Source organism: Pseudorhodoferax sp. Leaf267 (assembly GCF_001422405.1).
In the GTDB taxonomy this organism is placed as follows: Bacteria; Pseudomonadota; Gammaproteobacteria; order Burkholderiales; family Burkholderiaceae_C; genus Pseudorhodoferax.
The window spans coordinates 321,865-338,612 of record NZ_LMMV01000024.1; the positions used below are offsets into that span (position 1 = coordinate 321,865).

Genomic DNA, 16,748 nt, shown 5'->3' on the forward strand with positions numbered 1-16,748 from the left:
TCAGACGCCGACGTCGGCGCGCGAGATGACGGACTCGTCCAGCTTGCGCGCCAGCTCGGTGACCGCCATCGCCGCCGGGCAGCCCGGCATGTTGGTCATGAGCAGCTGGCGCCGCATGACGGCTTCGCGCACGGCAGGGTCGGCCGGGATGTCGCCGACATGGATCAGCCGCACGGAGCGCCCGGTGTCGGTGGTGACGAAGCGGTCCAGCACCTGCTGCAGCTGCATCGTGATGGCGCGGCCGTCGCCCGGGCGCACGGTCTGGTTGATGACCATGCGCACATGCTGGCGCTTGTGCTGCATGGCCAGCACCTTGATCGCGGCGTAGGCGTCGGTCAGCGAGGTCGGCTCCGGCGTGGCCACGACCAGCACCTCGGAGGCCAGCGAGACCGCGAACAGCACCACGTCGGAAATGCCGGCGCCGGTGTCCAGCAGCAGCACGTCGTAGCGCGGGATCAGGCTGCGGATCACGTCCAGGAACTCGTCGCGCACCTCGGGCGTGAGCCGGGAGTACTCGACCATGCCCGAGCCGGCCAGCAGCACCGAGAAGCCGCCCGGCGCCTTGACGATGGCCTCGTCGATCGTGGCCTTGCCCGTGAACACATCGTGCAGCGTGATCTTGGGGTGCAGGTTCAGCACCACGTCCAGGTTGGCCAGGCCCAGGTCGGCGTCCAGCACCAGGACGCGCTGGCCGCGCTTGGCCAGCGCCGCCGCGAGGTTGGCGGAGATGAAGGTCTTGCCCACTCCGCCCTTGCCGCTGGTGACGGCGATGACCCGCGCGCCGGTGACCGGCGCGGCAGGGTTGGCCTTGAAGACGTCGCTCATCGTGTACCTCTATGCGGCGCCGCCAGGGATGGCGCCGGAACTCATGTCGATCCATGCCGGGTCCGGGGCCGACAGGTGTCCGAACAACAGATGCTTCTCCTCCGCGCTCACGGTGCTGACCGGCTGGTCTTCCAGGCACAGCCGGTTGCGGCCGGCCGTCTTGGCGATGTAGAGCTGGTGGTCGGCGCGGTCGATCCACAGCTCGGTCGTGGACCGGATCCACTGCAGCGCGAACGCACCGCCGATGCTGACGGTCACGCGCAGGTCCACCGCCGGCGAGACCCGGATCGGCGAGGACTCGATGGTGCGGCGAATGCGCTCGGCCACGGCATGGCCGAACGCTGGCTGGCAGCTGGGCAGCACGATGGCGAACTCCTCGCCGCCGTAGCGCGCCAGCGTGTCCATCGGCCGGATGCACCCGGCCAGCGCCTTGCCGACGGCCTGCAGCACCTGGTCGCCGGCCAGGTGGCCATAGGTGTCGTTGACCGACTTGAAATGGTCGATGTCCAGCATCAGCAGCAGCGCAGCCTCGCCGGAGCGGGCCACGCGGTCGATCTCGCCTTCGAGCTCGGCCGTCAGCAGACGCCGGTTCGACAGGCCGGTCAGCGGGTCTTTCAGCGACAGCTCGCTGAGCCCGTCGATCAGCGCCTGCAGGTAGGCCACCGGATCGTCCTGCACCGTGGAGCGCAGCCCGTCGCTGTCCGGACCGAGCAATGCATGCGCAGCGTCCAGACGCAAGCCATGCAAATCGACCAGGATGGAGGGTGCCGGTTTGGTCACTTATCTGTAACTAATAACTTCGTTGAAAGTTTAACAGTCTGAACAGTTCAAAGCGTGTCCAGCGTGTAGCGCGAACGCGCGATCAGCGGGGCTTTCGCGGCGTTGTTCAGGCGCCGGCCTGCATGGCCGGATGCTGGAACGCGGCCAGGGCCTCGGCATCGGTGCGGTACATGCGCAATTGCGTGGCGTCCACCGGGCCGCTGTCGGGTGTGGGGAGTTCACCGGCCCGCTGCAGCACCTGTTCCACGGGCAGCTTCAGGCCCGAAATGTGCAGGCAGATGCCGCGAGCCTGCAGGCTGCGGCGCAGCTGGCCGAACATCTCGGCGCCGGTGGCGTCGATGTGGTTGATGGACAGCGCGAAGATGCAGACGTGGCGGATCCGCGGATCGGCCGCCAGGTGTTCCAGCACGTCGCGCTCGAAGGCGCTGGACGATGCGAAGTCCAGCCCGCCGTCCAGGCGCAGTGCGTACAGCCGCGGCGCCAGCGGCGGCAGATGCCACAGGTGCCGGTCGCGCAGGCTGCCGTCCGGGTGCAGGCCGACCTCGATGATGCGCGGGTGCAGCCGCTGGTACAGAAAGTGCGACAGGCTCATGAGCAGGCCGGCGATCACGCCCCAGTAGAGCGCGGGCGCCGACAGCACGGTGATGCCGAAGGTCACGCCCGCCGTGACGGCCTCTACGCGCGAGACGCGCCACAGCCGCACGAAGGCGGCCGGCTTGAGCAGCCCGTAGATGGCGGCCACCACGATGGCCGCCAGCACCGACTGCGGCACATGGTGCAGCATGGGCGTGAGCCACAGCAGCGCGAGCAGCACCACCACGACCGATACGATCGTCGCCCAGCCGGTGCGCGCGCCGGCGTACAGGTTCAGCGCCGAGCGCGAGAACGACGAGCTGGTGGGGAACGCGCCCGACAGGCCCGAGGCGATCTTGGCCAGGCCCTGGCCGATCAGGTCCTGGTCCTGGTCCCAGCGCTGGCCGCCCTGCTGGCTGTCGACCTTGGCGCTGGAGGCGGTCTCCAGGAAGCTGATCAGCGTGATCACCAGCGCCGGCACCAGCAGCTGGCCGAACACCGGCCAGCCCGGCCAGTTGGGCCAGTGGGGCAGCGGCAGGCCGGCCGGCAGCGCGCCCACCACCTTGCCGCCGGCCGCCTCGAAGCCGACCAGCCAGGACAGCCCCGAGGCTGCAAGCACCACCAGCACGATGGCCGGCAGCCGCGGCGACAGCCGCTTGGACAGCACCAGCAGCGCCAGCGCGGCCAGGCCCATCAGCGCGGCGACATGGTCCACAGCGCCGATCCCCGGCCAGGGCAACAGGCCCGCGCGCAGGCCCAGCAGGTCCGGCAACTGCGACAGCAGGATCAGCACGGCGGCGGCCTGCGTGAACCCCATCAGCACCGGCGCGCTGACCACGTTGAGCAGCCAGCCGAATCGCACCAGGCCCAGCACCACCTGCAGCAGGCCGGACAGCAGCGCCAGCCAGACCGCCAGGTTCACCCACTCCTGGCTGCCAGGCGTGGCCATGCCGGTCAGCGAGGCGCCGATCAGCAGCGCGCTGAGCGCCGTCGGGCCGACCGACAGGCGCGTGGAGGCCGAGAACAGCACCGCGACCAGCGCCGGCAGCAGCGAGGCGTAGATGCCGGTCACCAGCGGCATGCCGGCCACCGCGGCGTAGGCCACGGCCTGCGGGATCATCATCAGCCCGACCGTCAGGCCGGCCAGGGCCTCGCCCTGCAGCGTGGCGCGGTCCGGCCGCGGCCAGGACAGGAAGGGGAACAGGCGACGCCAGGGCGCGGCATGGGGTTGGGGCATGATCGGCAGCAGGCCCGCTCCTCTCGGGCCGCGCGATTCTCCCACTCCGTCTTCTGTCACCCCCCATGCCCGTGCTGCTGCGTCTGTGTTGCCTGCTGTCGTCCGTTTTCTTCGCCTGCGGGGCGGCACTGGCCGACACACCCATGCCGCGCAAGTCCTGGCCCGAACGCTGGCAGGGCGTGGTCACGCATGTCAGCGATGGAGATTCCCTGTGGGTGCGGCCTTCCACCGGCGGTGCGCCGCGCCGGGTCCGCCTGCATGGCATCGACGCGCCCGAGGGCTGCCAGGCCCATGGGCCGGCGGCGCAGGCAGCGCTGCAGCGGCAGTTGAAGGATCGCCAGGTGCAGCTGCGGGTGCTGCGCGTGGACGACTACGGCCGGCTGCTCGCGCGGGTGTGGGTGGGTGGCGAGGACGTGGCGCGTGCCATGGTGCGCCAGGGCCATGCGTGGTCGTACCGCTACCGCCGCGACCAGGGGCCCTATGCGCGCGAGGAGGACGAGGCGCGGCAGGCGCGGCGTGGCTTGTTCGCGGGGGCCGCGCCGGAGCGGCCGTATGAGTTTCGGCGGCGGCACGGGCCTTGCGCCCGGCCCTGAATGCCTGACTCCCTCGCCCCTCCGGGGGAGAGGGAGTAAAGAACTCAGCGCACACGCATGCCGGGCTGCGCACCCGCGAACGGCTCCAGCACGTAGATGCCGGTGTCGGCCTTGCCGTCCGCATGGCTGGCGGCCAGCACCATGCCTTCGCTGAGGCCGAACTTCATCTTGCGCGGCGCCAGGTTGGCCACCACCACGGTCAGCTTGCCAACCAGTTGCTCGGGCTGGTAGCTGCTTGCGATGCCGCTGAACACGTTGCGGGTCTTGCCCTCGCCCACGTCCAGCGTGAGCTGCAGCAGCTTGGTCGAGCCCTCGACCTTCTGGCACGCCACGATCCTGGCGATGCGCAGGTCTATCTTGGAGAAGTCGTCGATCCCGATGGTCTCGGCGATGGCTTCGCCACCGGGCAGGGCCTGCTCCGGCTCGGCCGCGGCCGGCGGCTCGAAGAGGGCGTCGAGCTGCTTCACGTCCACGCGTTGCATGAGGTGCTGGTAGGCGCCGATGCCGTGGCCGGCGCTGAGCAGGCGGCTGGCATCAGGCCATTGCAGCGGTTCGATCTTGAGGAAAGCCTCGACCTGCGCGGCCAGCGATGGCAGCACGGGTTTCAGGTACAGCGCCAGCAGGCGGAAGGCTTCGATGCAGGTCGTGCACACGTCCTGCAGGCGCGCGTCGGCGCCTTCTTTCTTTGCCAGCTCCCAGGGCTTGTTGGCGTCCACGTATTCATTCACGCGGTCGGCCAGCAGCATCACCTCGCGCAGCGCGCGCGCGGTGTCGCGCTTCTCGAAGGCCTCTGCGATCGCGCCGGCCTCGGCCTGCAGCGTGGCGACCAGCGCCTGCCCGTCGGCGCCCGGCGTGCCGAGCTGCCCGCCGAAGCGCTTGGCGATGAACCCCGCCGCGCGCGAGGCGATGTTGACGAACTTGCCGATCAAATCGCTGTTCACACGCGCCATGAAGTCATCGGGGTTGAAGTCGATGTCCTCGTTGCGCCCGTTCAGCTTGGCCGCCAGGTAGTAGCGCAGCCATTCCGGGTTCATGCCCAGGTCCAGGTACTTGAGCGGGTCCAGGCCGGTGCCGCGGCTCTTGCTCATCTTCTCGCCGTTGTTGACGGTCAGGAAGCCGTGCACGCAGATCTTGTCCGGCGTCTTGCGTCCGCTGAACTTGAGCATGGCGGGCCAGAACAGCGTGTGGAAGGTGACGATGTCCTTGCCGATGAAGTGCACCTGCTCCAGCGCCGGGTCGGCCATGTAAGCGGCGTAATCCTCGCCGCGCTTGTCCAGCAGGTTCTTCAGCGAGGCAAGGTAGCCCACAGGCGCGTCCAGCCACACGTAGAAATACTTGCCCGGCGCGTCGGGGATCTCGATGCCGAAGTAGGGCGCGTCTCGGCTGATGTCCCAGTCGCCCAGGCCTTCGCTGGTGCTTCCGTCGGGGTTGGTGCGCGTGCCGAACCACTCCTTGACCTTGTTGGCCACCTCGGGCTGCACATGCTGGCCGTTCTGCGTCCAGTCCTGCAAAAACTCCACGCAGCGCGGGTTGGAGAGCTGGAAGAAGTAGTGCTCGGAGTTCTTCAGCACCGGCTTGGCCCCCGTCAGTGCCGAGTAGGGGTTGATCAGGTCGGTGGGCGCGTAGACGGCGCTGCAGACCTCGCAGTTGTCGCCGTATTGGTCCTTGCTGTGGCAGCGCGGGCACTCGCCCTTGATATACCGGTCGGGCAGGAACATGTTCTTCTCGGGGTCGAAGAACTGCTCGATGGTGCGCGTCTCGATCAGGCCGGCGGCTTTCAGGTCGCGGTAGATGGCCTGGGCCAGTTCGGTGTTCTCGGGGCTGTGCGTGGAATGCCAGTTGTCAAAGCGCACCTGGAAGCCGTCCAGGTACTGCTGGCGGCCCGCGGCGATGGCGCCCACGAAGGCCTCGGGCGTCTGGCCCGCTTTCTCGGCCGCGATCATGATCGGCGCGCCGTGCGCATCGTCGGCCCCGACGAAGTTCACCTGCGCGCCCTGCATGCGCTGGTACCGCACCCAGATGTCGGCCTGGATGTATTCCATGATGTGGCCGATGTGGAACTTGCCGTTGGCGTAGGGCAGGGCGGTGGTGACGAAGAGTTTGCGTTGGGTCATGGGCGGGCGCTTGCGAAAGAGCCTGGGATTCTAGATTTGCACCAAAAAGCCGGCAGAGCCGCACATTTGTGCAGCCTGGGCACCGGTTGCGGCGGCCGATTCGGACGTGTTTGCTACGATTGAGCGGCAACTCCTAGTGGATGGATCCGTTGTTTTCAGCGACCGGGGGACCCATGGGCACGACAACGCCAAACGCCATTTCGCAGGCGCGGCGCGCTTTGCTGGCCGCGCTGGCGGTGGGCGTGGCGGTCCCTGCGCCGGCCCTGGGCCGCACCGAGCGGCCGCAGGACATCAGCCTGGTCTCGGACGCCTGGCACGACCTCACGCGCAAGGACGGCACGGGCCTGTACTTCGAGCTGATCCGCGCCGTCTACGCCCGCGCCGGCGTGCAGGTGCGCACGCAGATCCTGCCCTACGCGCGCGCCGTCTCCATGGTGCGCGACAGGAAGGCCGACGCCTGGGTGGCATCCTTCCTGCACGAGAAGGATTTCCCGCTCTACCCCAAGTGGCACTTCGACCGCAACGCGCAGATGGTGGTCTACCGCGCGGGTTCGGCCCACCCGTTCAAGGACCAGGCCTCGCTGGCCCACCGCAAGGTGGCCTGGTTGCGCGACTTCGGGCTGGACCGGTACATCCAGGTGCCCATGCAGGTGACCGAGGTCGACACCATCGCCAGCGCCTTCGGCATGCTGGAGCGCGACCGCATCGACTACTTCGTGGGCGCCAGGTCCGACCTGGCCGACCACATCCGCGATGCCAAGGTCGACATGGCCAGGTACCGCATGGAATTCGTGATGCACCTGGGCCTGTTCCTGGCGTTCGCCGACACGCCCAGGGGCGCGGCGCTGCGCACGATCTGGGACCAGCAGATGGAGACCCTGCACCGCGACCCGGCCTTCCTGGCCATCTACAAGAAGTACGGCAACGAAGTGCCGTTCGACAAGTAGAAGAGAGGCCCCGTGGCGTCGCGCATGCTCGGTCTGCGGTCGCTGCGCAACCAGTTTGTGCTGTTGATCGTGCTGACCACCTCGCTGGTGCTCGGTTTGTTCGGGCTGGCCAGCTACCTGGACAGCGGCCAGCGGCTGCAGCAGCAGCTGGACCGGCAGATCGAGGGCATCGCCGCGCGCCTGGCGGTGAGCCTGCCGCCCGTGCTGTGGCGCTTCGACAACCTGCAGGTCGAAAAGACCGTGGTGTCCGAACTCGGCGCGCCCGAGGTGCTGGCCATCGATGTGCTGGACGATGCCCAGGCGCTGGTGCTGCGCGCGCACCGCGACGGCCGCGTGCAGACCCAGGCCGGCGCGCCGCTGGACGCCGACATCGGCCGGCGCTTCGCGCTGCAGTTCGACGACGCAGGCAATCTGCAGAACCTGGGCAGCCTGGTGATCCACGCCAGCCGCGCGCCGATCCGCGACAGCCTGCGGCGTGAGCTGGTGCGCCTGGTGCTGCTGACGCTGGCGCTGAACCTCACGCTGATCGCCGCGCTGTACGTGGGGCTGCGCGTCATCGTGTTGCGCCCGCTGTTCGGCGTGCGCGATGCGCTGCAGGCGATCGCCGCGGCCGACGCCGACCTGTCGCGCCGCCTGCCGGCCAGCCGCACCGTGGAGTTCGACGCGGTGGCGCACAGCTTCAACGCATTCGTGCAGCGCCTGGAGCGCGTGATGGGCGGCAGCCTGGACGACGTGCAGCAGGCCATCGGCCGCGTGGCCGAAGGCCAGCTGCATGCGCCGGTCGCAGCGTCGGCCGCGAGCGGCGACAGCGTGATGGGCCGGCTGGCGCGCATGCAGCGCAACCTGCTGCAGATGACCGAGGAGCTGCGCGAGGCCAAGACCGCGGCCGACGTGGCGAACCAGGCCAAGTCCGACTTCCTGGCCAACATGAGCCATGAGATCCGCACGCCGCTGAACGCCATCATCGGCATGGCCTACCTGGCCGCCAAGACCGAGACCGACCCGCGCCGGCTCAACTACGTGCGCAAGATCGAGCAGTCGGGCAAGCATCTGCTGGGGCTGGTCAACGACATCCTGGACTTCTCCAAGATCGAAGCCGGCAAGCTGACGCTGGAGCGCACCGAGTTCGCGTTGACCGGCCTGCTGGACAACGTGGTCGTGCTGGTGCAGGACAAGGCCTGGGCCAAGGGGCTGGAGCTGGTCGTCGACGTGGCGCCCGACGTGCCCTGGCTGCTGGCCGGCGATGCACTGCGGCTGGGGCAGATCGTCATCAACTACTGCAACAACGCCGTCAAGTTCACGGAGCGCGGCACCATCGTGCTGCAGCTGCGCGTGCTGGAGCGCGCGGCCGACCGCGTGCTGCTGCGCTTTGACGTGCACGACACCGGCATCGGCATGACGCAGGCGCAGATGGACAGGCTGTTCCGCAGCTTCTCGCAGGCCGACGCGTCCACGACGCGCAAGTACGGCGGCACCGGCCTGGGCCTGGTCATCGCCAAGAGCCTGGCGCAGCTGATGGAGGGCGAGGTCGGCGTGGCGTCCACGCCGGGGCAGGGCTCGGACTTCTGGTTCACCGCCGCGCTGGGCTGGCGCGACGCGCCGGAGCTGATGTTTGTGGCCGGCGGCTTCGAGGGCCAGTGCGCGCTGGTGGTGGACGACAACCCACAGGCGCGCCAGGTGCTGGTGCAGGCGCTGCAGATGTCCGGCATGCAGGTCCAGGCCGTGGACAGCGGTGCCGCGGCGCTGCAGGCGGCGCAGGCAGCGCCACGGCTGGACTGGGTGTTCCTGGACGCGCACATGCCAGGCATGGACGGCCTGGCCACAGCCGGCGCCCTGCAGGCGCAGCTGCCGCCGCCCGGGCCGCGCCTGGTGCTGGTGACCACGCCCGGCCGCGACGACGGCCTGCAGGCCGGCGCCGCGGCGATCGGCATCGTGCAGCGCCTGGCCAAGCCCGTGAACGCGTCCACCGTGCGCGCCACGCTGCGCCAGGCCCAGGCGGACGCTGCGCTGGCCGATGGCGCGCATGCCCATGCGTCGGACCTGGAGCGCCAGCTGCAGCGCCTGGCCGGCGCGCGCGTCCTGCTGGTGGACGACAACGCACTCAACCAGGAGGTGGCGCTGGGCCTGCTCGAAGGCCTGGGCCTGGTCGTCGAGGTGGCCCATGACGGGCAGGAGGCGGTCGACCGCGTGCGGGCGCAGGACTACGACCTGGTGCTCATGGACATGCAGATGCCCGTGATGGGCGGCGTGGAGGCCACGATCGAGATCCGCCGCGTGCTGCGGCGCATGGACCTGCCCATCGTGGCCATGACGGCCAACGCCATGCAGCAGGACCTGGACCGTTGCCGCGCCGCCGGCATGGTGGACGTGGTGACCAAGCCGGTCGCGCCGGAGCAGCTGTGGGCCGCCGTGCTGAAGTGGACGCGCGCGCCCGCGCAGGCGCAGGCGCAGGACGCCGCCTCGGCCGTGCGCGCGGACGCCGACGCGCAGGGCGTGCCGCTGCCAGCGCACATCGAAGGGCTGGACCTGGCCCTGGGCCTGCGCCGCATGGCCGGCAAGCAGGGGCTGTACCACCGCATGCTCGTGCGCTTCGCCCAGGGCCAGCAGGACACCGGCGCGCAGCTGGCCCAGGCCCTGCACCGCGACCCGGAGCGCGCGCAGCGCCTGGCCCATACCCTGAAGGGCTTGGCCGGCAGCATCGGCGCCAGCGCGCTGCAGCAGGCCGCCGGCGCGCTGGAGGACGCGGTCCGCGCGCAGGCCGATGCCGCCACGCAGGACGCCGCGCTGCAGGCCGTCTTGCCGCTGCTGGGCGCCCTGCTGGCCGCCCTGCAGGCCGCCCTGGCCGGGGCGGACGCGCAGGCCGACGCCGGGGCCGAGGCCGCGCCGCCGCCGGACCTTGCCGCCGTGCATGCCGGGCTGGCCGCGCTGCTGGCGCAGGACGATGCGGACGCCATCGGATACTGGGAGCGCCATGCCGGCCAGATCCAGGCCGCCTGGCCCGAGGCGGCAGCGTCGATCGGCGCGGCGCTGGCCGGCTACGACTTCGTGGCCGCCCTGCGCGCCTTGCAGGCCGTGCCGCGACCGGACCCTTCGCCTGCCGCGGAACAGGCCGTGCCCTAAACTCGCGCGCTCCCAAGGAGTCAAGATGCAAGTGACGGAGCAGGCGCTGTTGCAGGCGCTCAAGGAAGTGGTCGACCCGAACACGGGCAAGGATTTCGTCTCGACCAAGGCGCTGCGCAACTTGGCGGTGCAGGGCGGCGACGTCGCGTTCGACATCGAGCTGGGCTATCCCGCCAAAAGCCAGGTGCCGCTGCTGCGCCAGCAGCTCATCGCGGCCGCGCGCGCCGTGCCGGGCGTGGCCAACGTGTCGGTCAACATCGCCAGCAAGATCAGCGCCCACGCCGTGCAGCGTGGCGTGCAGCTGCTGCCGGGCGTGAAGAACATCGTGGCCGTGGCCTCGGGCAAGGGCGGCGTGGGCAAGAGCACCACCTCGGCCAACCTGGCGCTCGCGCTGGCCGCCGAGGGTGCGCGCGTGGGCCTGCTGGACGCCGACATCTACGGCCCCAGCCAGCCCATGATGATGGGCGTGTCGGGCCGCCCCCCCAGCACCGACGGCAAGACCATGGACCCGCTGGTGGGCCACGGCGTGCAGGTCATGTCCATCGGCCTGCTGGTCGACCAGGACCAGGCCATGATCTGGCGCGGCCCCATGGCCACGCAGGCGCTGGAGCAGCTCTTGCGCCAGACCAACTGGACCGAGCTGGACTACCTGATCGTCGACCTGCCGCCCGGCACCGGCGACATCCAGCTCACGCTCTCGCAGCGCGTGCCCATGACCGGCGCGGTGATCGTGACCACACCGCAGGACATCGCGCTCATCGACGCCAAGAAGGCCGTGAAGATGTTCGAGAAGGTCGGCGTGCCCATCCTGGGCCTGGTGGAGAACATGGCCGTGCACGTGTGCAGCCAGTGCGGCCACCACGAGCACATCTTCGGCGCCGACGGCGGCAAGAAGATGGCGGCCGAGTACAAGATGGATTACCTGGGCGCGCTGCCGCTGGCCCTGTCCATCCGCGAGCAGGCCGACAGCGGAACGCCCAGCGTGGCGGCCGACCCCGAGGGCGAGATCGCCGGCATCTACAAGGCCGTGGCACGCCAGGTGGCGGTGGCCATTGCGCAGAAGAACAAGGACTTCTCGTCCAAGTTTCCGACGATCACGGTTTCCAAGAACACGTAGCCCGATGAACCTGGCCTCGCTGCGCTACCTCGTCGCGCTGCACGAGCACCAGCATTTCGGCCGGGCGGCGCTGGCCTGCCACATCACGCAGCCGGCGCTGTCGAACGCGCTGCGCGCGCTGGAGGCCGAGCTCGGCACGGCCATCGTCAAGCGGGGCCGCAGCTACGCCGGCCTCACGCCCGAGGGCGCCCTGGTGCTGGCCAGCGCGCGGCGCATGCTGCACGAGCGCGAGCATCTGCAGCAGGAGCTCGATAGCGGGGCCGACGCGCCGCAGGGCCGGCTGCAGCTGGCCGCCGTGCCGACCGCGATGCCCATCCTGGCGCGTTTCGCGGCGCTGCTGCAGGCGCGGCACCCGGGCATCGTGCCGGTGGTGCGGTCGCTGAGCTCGCCCGAGATCGAGGCCGGGCTGGACGGCTTGTCACTGGATCTGGGGCTGGGCTACACGGACCGGCTGCAGGCGCCGGCCGGCGGTGGCGGGCGGCTGGCCGCCTTGCCGCAGTACACCGAGCATTACTTCCTGCTGCGGCGCGCGCGCCGGCCCGGCCCAAGCCTGCAGATCGGCCCGCCCATGCCCTGGGCCGATGCCGCGCACCTGCCCTTGTGCCTGCTGACCCCCGAGATGCACAACCGCAGCATCGTGGACCAGGCCTTCGCCAAGGCCGGCGCCACGGTGCGCCCGGCCATCGAGACCAATTCCATCACCGCGTTGGCGCTGGCCGTCCTGGCCGGCGAGGTGTGCAGCGTGATGCCCGGTGCGCTGGTCGGCACGCTCCAGGGCGAGGGGGCACTGCAGGCCCGCCCGCTGGCCGCGCCCGAGGTGCTGACGCCGATCGGCTTCGTACGGATGCCGGCCGAGCGGCCCCCGCGGGCACTGCGCGCGGCGCTGCAATTGGCTGGCGAGCCGCAGTGGCTGGCCATCGCCGCGGCGCACAGCGGCCGGCTGGCACGGCCCGTGCAAGCGGCACCGGTGCGTGGACGGACGTCCACCAGAACCGCATGACGCCGCATTTTTCCGCCTACCTCGACCTCGTCCGCATCGCCTGCGCGGTGCTCGTGGTCCTGAGCCATCTGGCGCACAGCCCGCTGGTGAGCGCCTACCTGTGGCCGTTCTCGTACGTGGGCAACGAGGCCGTCATGGCATTCTTCGTGCTGTCCGGCTTCATCATCGCGTACGTGCGCCACACGCGCGAGAAGACCGTGCAGGACTACGCCATGGCCCGGCTGGCACGGCTGTACTCGGTGATCCTGCCGGCCATGCTGCTCACGCTGGTGCTCGACGTGGTGGGCACCGCCGTCAACGCAGCGCACTACGCCGGCGCGCGGGCGTTCTCCGATGGAAATCCGCAGGTTGCCTATGGCCTGTCGGCCCTGATGCTCAACGCTTCGTGGGGCATCGACCAGCATTTCGGCAGCAACGGGGCCTACTGGTCCATCCCCTACGAGTTCTGGTACTACGTGCTGTTCGGCGCCTGGGCGTTCTTCTCGGGCCTGCCGCGGCTCGCGCTCACGCTGCTGGCCGCGCTCGTGGCCGGCCCCAGGATCCTGCTGCTGATGCCGGTGTGGCTGCTGGGCGTGGCCCTCTACCACGCCCGTACGCTGCGGCGGCCCGCCTGGCTCGATGCCATGGCGGCCATCGGGGGCCTGGCGTTGCTGCTGTGGATGCTGCGCGCCGATGCGTCGTCGCTGGGCAAGGCCGGGGTGCTGGGTCTGGAGCCCGACGGCCTGGCGTGGCAGTACCTGGTCGGCTGCTGCATCGCGGCCCATCTGTTCGGCGCGCCGCGCTTCACGCATTTGCTGGACCGGCTGTTCCAGTGGATCCGGCACCCCATGCAGTGGGCAGCCGATTCCACGCTGGCGTTGTACCTGTTCCACCTGCCGGTGCTGCACGCGCTGCATGCCGTGCTGGCGCGCGGTGAGCACAGCGCCGCCGCCATGGCGCTGGTGGTGCTGGCGCCGTTCGCGGTCGCGCTGACCCTGGGGCACTGGTGCGAGATGCACAAACGCCCCTTGCGCGCCGGGCTCGCGCGTGCGTTGCAGCGCCTGCGGCCGGCAGCGGAGCCACGTCCATGACGCCGCGCGCGGGGAGCGCATTTGCCGTCTGCATGGGCTTCGTGCTGGTGTTCGGCTGGCTCGCCGTCGGCCTCGGCGCGGACGCGACCTGGGACACGCGCAACTACCACGTCTACAACCCCCATGCCCTGCTGGCGGGGCGGCTGCAGCTCGACCTGGCGCCGGCGCAGATGCAGACCTACTTCAACCCGGCCATCGATCTGCCCGTGCACTGGCTGCAGGCCCGGCTGTCGCCTCGGCAGGTGGCTTTCGCCGTGGGCGGCTTCCAGGCGCTGTGCGCGGCCCTGGTGTTCCTGATCGCGCGCACCGTGCTGGCCGGCCCCGGCGTGCTGGTGCCGGCCCTGCTGGCTGCGCTGGGCGCGGCCAGCGTGGCCTTCGTGGCCCAGCTGGGCACGTCGGCCGGCGACAGCAGCAGCGCCGTCTTCGTACTGGCGGCCTTGGCGCTGCTGTGCCGTGGCGTGGCGGCGGGCCCGCAGCGCCCCGTGTTCCCGGTGTCCTGTGTGTGGATCGGCATCGCCATGGGCCTAGGGGCCGGGCTCAAGCTCACGAATGCGCCCTTTGCCGTGGCGATGGGCCTGGTGCTGCTTGCCGTGGCTGGCGGCCGCTTGCGCCACCGGCTGCTGGCCGTGGCGTGCTACACGCTGGGTGCGGCGGCCAGCTTCGCGTTGGCAACAGGCTGGTGGTTCTGGCAGCTATGGCAGGCGTTCGGCAATCCGCTGTTTCCGCAGTTCAACAGCATCTTCGGGTCGGCGCTGGCATCGGCAACGTCCGTGATCGACACGCGCTGGGGGCCCGTGAACCTGCTGGAGCGGCTGGGCTGGCCGCTGTGGATGAGCCTGCGGCCCCACCGCATCCACGATTCGCCCATGTACAACGCCCTGTGGGCGCCGGCTTACGCCGTGGTCATCTCCTGGGGTGGCAGCCTGCTATGGCGCTGGCTGCGGCGCGCGCGGCCTGGCCCGGCGGCCGCGCCGTTGCCGGGCGCACCGGGCCCGCAGCGTGCGTTCACGGCGCTGGCGCTGTTTGTGGCCGCCAGCTACCTGGTCTGGCTCAAGGTGTTCAGCATCGGGCGCTACATGATCGCCATCGAGCTCCTGCTGCCGCTGCTGCTGGTGGGCTGCCTGTGCCGCTGGCTGTCGAGCGCCAGGGCGCTGGCTGTGACGGTGGGGCTGGCGCTGGCGAGCCTGGGCCTGGGCGTGGTGCAGTCGAACTTCGGCCTGCGTGCGGCATGGGGCGAGCAGGCCATGCGCGTGGAGGTGCCGCCCATCGAGAGCCCGGCCACGGCCAGCGTGCTGGTGGCCGCGGGCGACGAGCCGATTGCCTGGATCTTTCCGCGGTTCCCGGCCGAGGTGGCCATCCTGAGGGTCTCTGGCAATTTCCCGCGCTCGGCGGCCTTCGACCAGAAGGTGGCGCGCACGGTGGCCGATCGTCGGGGCCCGGTATACGTGGTGGCGCAGGCGGCAACGCCGTGGCATGCGGTGCGGCTCGCGCAGATTGATCACCAACTGGCGGCGTTGCCCGCACCGGCGTGCCGCTGGGCGGGCTGGCTCATGGCCCGCATGCTGCAGTACCGGGGCTTCGATGTCGCGCTGGACGGGCGCGGCACGTGCGCGGCGCGCACGGCCCTGGACCTGCAGGCCGTCGAAGCCACGAACGAGGTGCTGCAGACGCGCGCCGACGCGCAGCTGCGCGCGGTCGGGCTGCGGCTCGTGCCCGGTAGTTGCCGGGTGCATGCGGCTGCGATCGGCCGCATGGAGCTGCCCTACCAATTCTGTGCCGCTGCGGCCGAACACACACCATGACGACCCCGCACCCCATGAAGACCCTTGCCGACTTCCAGCTTTCGCCGCAAGGCCCCACGGCCCAGCCCGATGCACCGGTCGCGGTGCGCATCGCCGTGGTCATCCCCTGCTACAACGAAGCGCTGGCGATCGGGCAGACGCTGGACGAGATCCGGTCCGTGCTGCCGCATGCCGCCCTGCATGTGTTCGACAACAACTCCAGCGATGACACCGCTGCCGTGGCCCGCGCGCATGGCGCGCAGGTCAACGGCGTCAAGCTGCGCGGCAAGGGCAACGTGGTGCGCCGCATGTTCGCGGACGTGGAAGCCGACATCTACGTGATGGTCGATGGCGACGCGACCTACGACCCGGCGGGCCTGCGGCAGCACATTGCCATGCTGTGCGACGAAGGCCTGGACATGCTGGTCGGCACCCGTGTCGACGACCACCAGGATGCGCAGACCTACCGACCCGGCCACCGCTGGGGCAACCGCCTGCTGACGCAGTCCGTGGCCGGCATCTTCGGCGGCATGTTCACCGACATGCTGTCCGGCTACCGCGTGTTCTCGCGGCGCTACGTCAAGTCGTTCCCGGCCATCTCGCACGGCTTCGAGATCGAGACCGAGCTGACCGTCCACGCGCTGGAGTTGCGCATGCCGTATGCCGAGGCGCCGGTGGCCTACCGCGCGCGCCCCGAGGGCTCCACGAGCAAGCTGTCCACCTACCGCGACGGCTGGCGCATCCTCAAGACCATCATGAAACTGTTCATCGCCGAGCGCCCGCTTGCATTTTTCTCGATGGTGGCCGCGCTCACGGCGTTGCTGGCCGTCGGCATCAGCGTGCCGCTGGCCATCACCTATTCGCAGACCGGACTGGTGCCGCGCCTGCCGACTGCCATCCTGGCCACCGGCATGATGCTGTGCGCCATGCTGTCGCTGGTGTGCGGCGCGATCCTGAACACGGTCACGACGGGGCGGCGCGAAGCCAAGCGCCTGTTCTACCTCTCGGTCCCGGCGCTGCCGCGTGGCGGGGCGCGCCCATGAATCTGGCCGGCGGCGCGTTCGCCAGGTTCTGCATCGTCGGCGCGCTCGGTTTCCTGGTCGACGTGGCCGTGCTGTATGCGTTGGCGCTCGTGCTGGGCTGGTATGGCGCACGCGTGCTGTCGTTCCTGTGCGCGGCCACGTTCACCTGGGTGCTGAACCGGCGACACACCTTCGCCGCCGGAGCGGCCGAGGCGACATCCCGCGCTGCGGTGGGGCGGGAATACCTGCGCTACCTGCTGTCCATGCTGGGCGGCGGGGCGGTGAACTACCTGGCCTACTCGCTGGTGCTGCAGTGGAGCGCCAGCCGCCAGGCACCCTTGCTGGGCGTGGCTGTCGGCAGCGTGGCGGGCCTCGTCGTCAACTACGCGCTGGCGCGACACGTCGTGTTCAAGAAGCGCCCTTCTCCGTAGGCGCGCCCGGTCGCGGCACCGGGCCGCTTCGGCCTAGCAGGCTGCTGAAATACCGAGGTCCCTGCCGCGTGTCCTGATCCGCAAGCGGTAGCGCGCAGGACAATGCGGCATGCGCGGATCCGACACCTTCACCGAAAG

13 protein-coding genes are annotated in these 16,748 nt (G+C 70.2%); 9 read left to right on the plus strand and 4 right to left on the minus strand.

What is annotated here, in order from left to right; genetic code table 11:
* The 3 genes from ASF43_RS25080 to ASF43_RS25090 all read right to left on the minus strand — a co-directional run bounded on the left by ASF43_RS25080 (position 1) and on the right by ASF43_RS25090 (position 3,415).
* Positions 1 to 825, minus strand: coding sequence for a MinD/ParA family protein (locus ASF43_RS25080; protein ID WP_056187410.1), 825 nt, complete (start codon positions 823 to 825; stop codon positions 1 to 3).
* A 9-nt stretch (positions 826 to 834) separates the two neighbouring features.
* Positions 835 to 1,605 (minus strand): GGDEF domain-containing protein, encoded by a 771-nt coding sequence (locus ASF43_RS25085; RefSeq protein ID WP_082498156.1) that lies wholly within the window; start codon positions 1,603 to 1,605, stop codon positions 835 to 837.
* Positions 1,606 to 1,711: 106 nt separating this feature from the next.
* Positions 1,712 to 3,415, minus strand: coding sequence for a SulP family inorganic anion transporter (locus tag ASF43_RS25090; protein WP_056187413.1), 1,704 nt, complete (start codon positions 3,413 to 3,415; stop codon positions 1,712 to 1,714).
* Positions 3,416 to 3,480: 65 nt separating this feature from the next.
* On the opposite strand from ASF43_RS25090, the gene ASF43_RS25095 reads away from it, so the two are divergent.
* The gene (locus ASF43_RS25095) at positions 3,481 to 4,008 is read left to right on the plus strand and encodes a thermonuclease family protein (RefSeq protein WP_235578359.1); all 528 of its coding nucleotides are present in this window, start codon (positions 3,481 to 3,483) and stop codon (positions 4,006 to 4,008) included.
* A gap of 44 nt (positions 4,009 to 4,052) precedes the next feature.
* Here the strand turns inward: ASF43_RS25095 and metG are convergent, their stop codons facing one another.
* Positions 4,053 to 6,122, minus strand: a complete 2,070-nt coding sequence (metG, locus tag ASF43_RS25100; protein ID WP_056187416.1) for a methionine--tRNA ligase — start codon at positions 6,120 to 6,122, stop codon at positions 4,053 to 4,055.
* 173 nt (positions 6,123 to 6,295) lie between these two features.
* On the opposite strand from metG, the gene ASF43_RS25105 reads away from it, so the two are divergent.
* Genes ASF43_RS25105 through ASF43_RS25140 form a run of 8 tightly spaced genes read left to right on the plus strand, consistent with a single transcriptional unit; the run spans position 6,296 to position 16,610 of the window.
* Positions 6,296 to 7,069, plus strand: coding sequence for an ABC transporter substrate-binding protein (locus tag ASF43_RS25105; protein ID WP_056187420.1), 774 nt, complete (start codon positions 6,296 to 6,298; stop codon positions 7,067 to 7,069).
* A 24-nt stretch (positions 7,070 to 7,093) separates the two neighbouring features.
* The gene (locus tag ASF43_RS25110) at positions 7,094 to 10,189 is read left to right on the plus strand and encodes a response regulator (protein ID WP_156373511.1); all 3,096 of its coding nucleotides are present in this window, start codon (positions 7,094 to 7,096) and stop codon (positions 10,187 to 10,189) included.
* A 25-nt stretch (positions 10,190 to 10,214) separates the two neighbouring features.
* A complete protein-coding gene (gene apbC, locus ASF43_RS25115; RefSeq protein WP_056187426.1) occupies positions 10,215 to 11,306 on the plus strand; it encodes an iron-sulfur cluster carrier protein ApbC in 1,092 nt (363 codons plus the stop codon).
* A gap of 4 nt (positions 11,307 to 11,310) precedes the next feature.
* Positions 11,311 to 12,306 carry a LysR family transcriptional regulator gene (locus tag ASF43_RS25120; RefSeq protein ID WP_056187429.1) on the plus strand — a complete coding sequence of 332 codons (996 nt, stop codon included), beginning with the start codon at positions 11,311 to 11,313 and terminating at the stop codon, positions 12,304 to 12,306.
* On the plus strand, positions 12,303 to 13,376 hold the full coding sequence (locus tag ASF43_RS25125) for an acyltransferase (protein ID WP_056187432.1): 1,074 nt from the start codon (positions 12,303 to 12,305) through the stop codon (positions 13,374 to 13,376). The genes ASF43_RS25120 and ASF43_RS25125 overlap by 4 nt, the downstream gene beginning before the upstream one ends.
* A complete protein-coding gene (locus ASF43_RS25130; RefSeq protein ID WP_156373512.1) occupies positions 13,373 to 15,178 on the plus strand; it encodes a glycosyltransferase 87 family protein in 1,806 nt (601 codons plus the stop codon). The genes ASF43_RS25125 and ASF43_RS25130 overlap by 4 nt, the downstream gene beginning before the upstream one ends.
* On the plus strand, positions 15,175 to 16,200 hold the full coding sequence (locus ASF43_RS25135) for a glycosyltransferase family 2 protein (RefSeq protein ID WP_235578360.1): 1,026 nt from the start codon (positions 15,175 to 15,177) through the stop codon (positions 16,198 to 16,200). Before ASF43_RS25130 ends, ASF43_RS25135 begins: the two co-directional genes overlap by 4 nt.
* Positions 16,197 to 16,610, plus strand: a complete 414-nt coding sequence (locus ASF43_RS25140; RefSeq protein ID WP_056187438.1) for a GtrA family protein — start codon at positions 16,197 to 16,199, stop codon at positions 16,608 to 16,610. Before ASF43_RS25135 ends, ASF43_RS25140 begins: the two co-directional genes overlap by 4 nt.
* Positions 16,611 to 16,748: the final 138 nt, after the last annotated feature.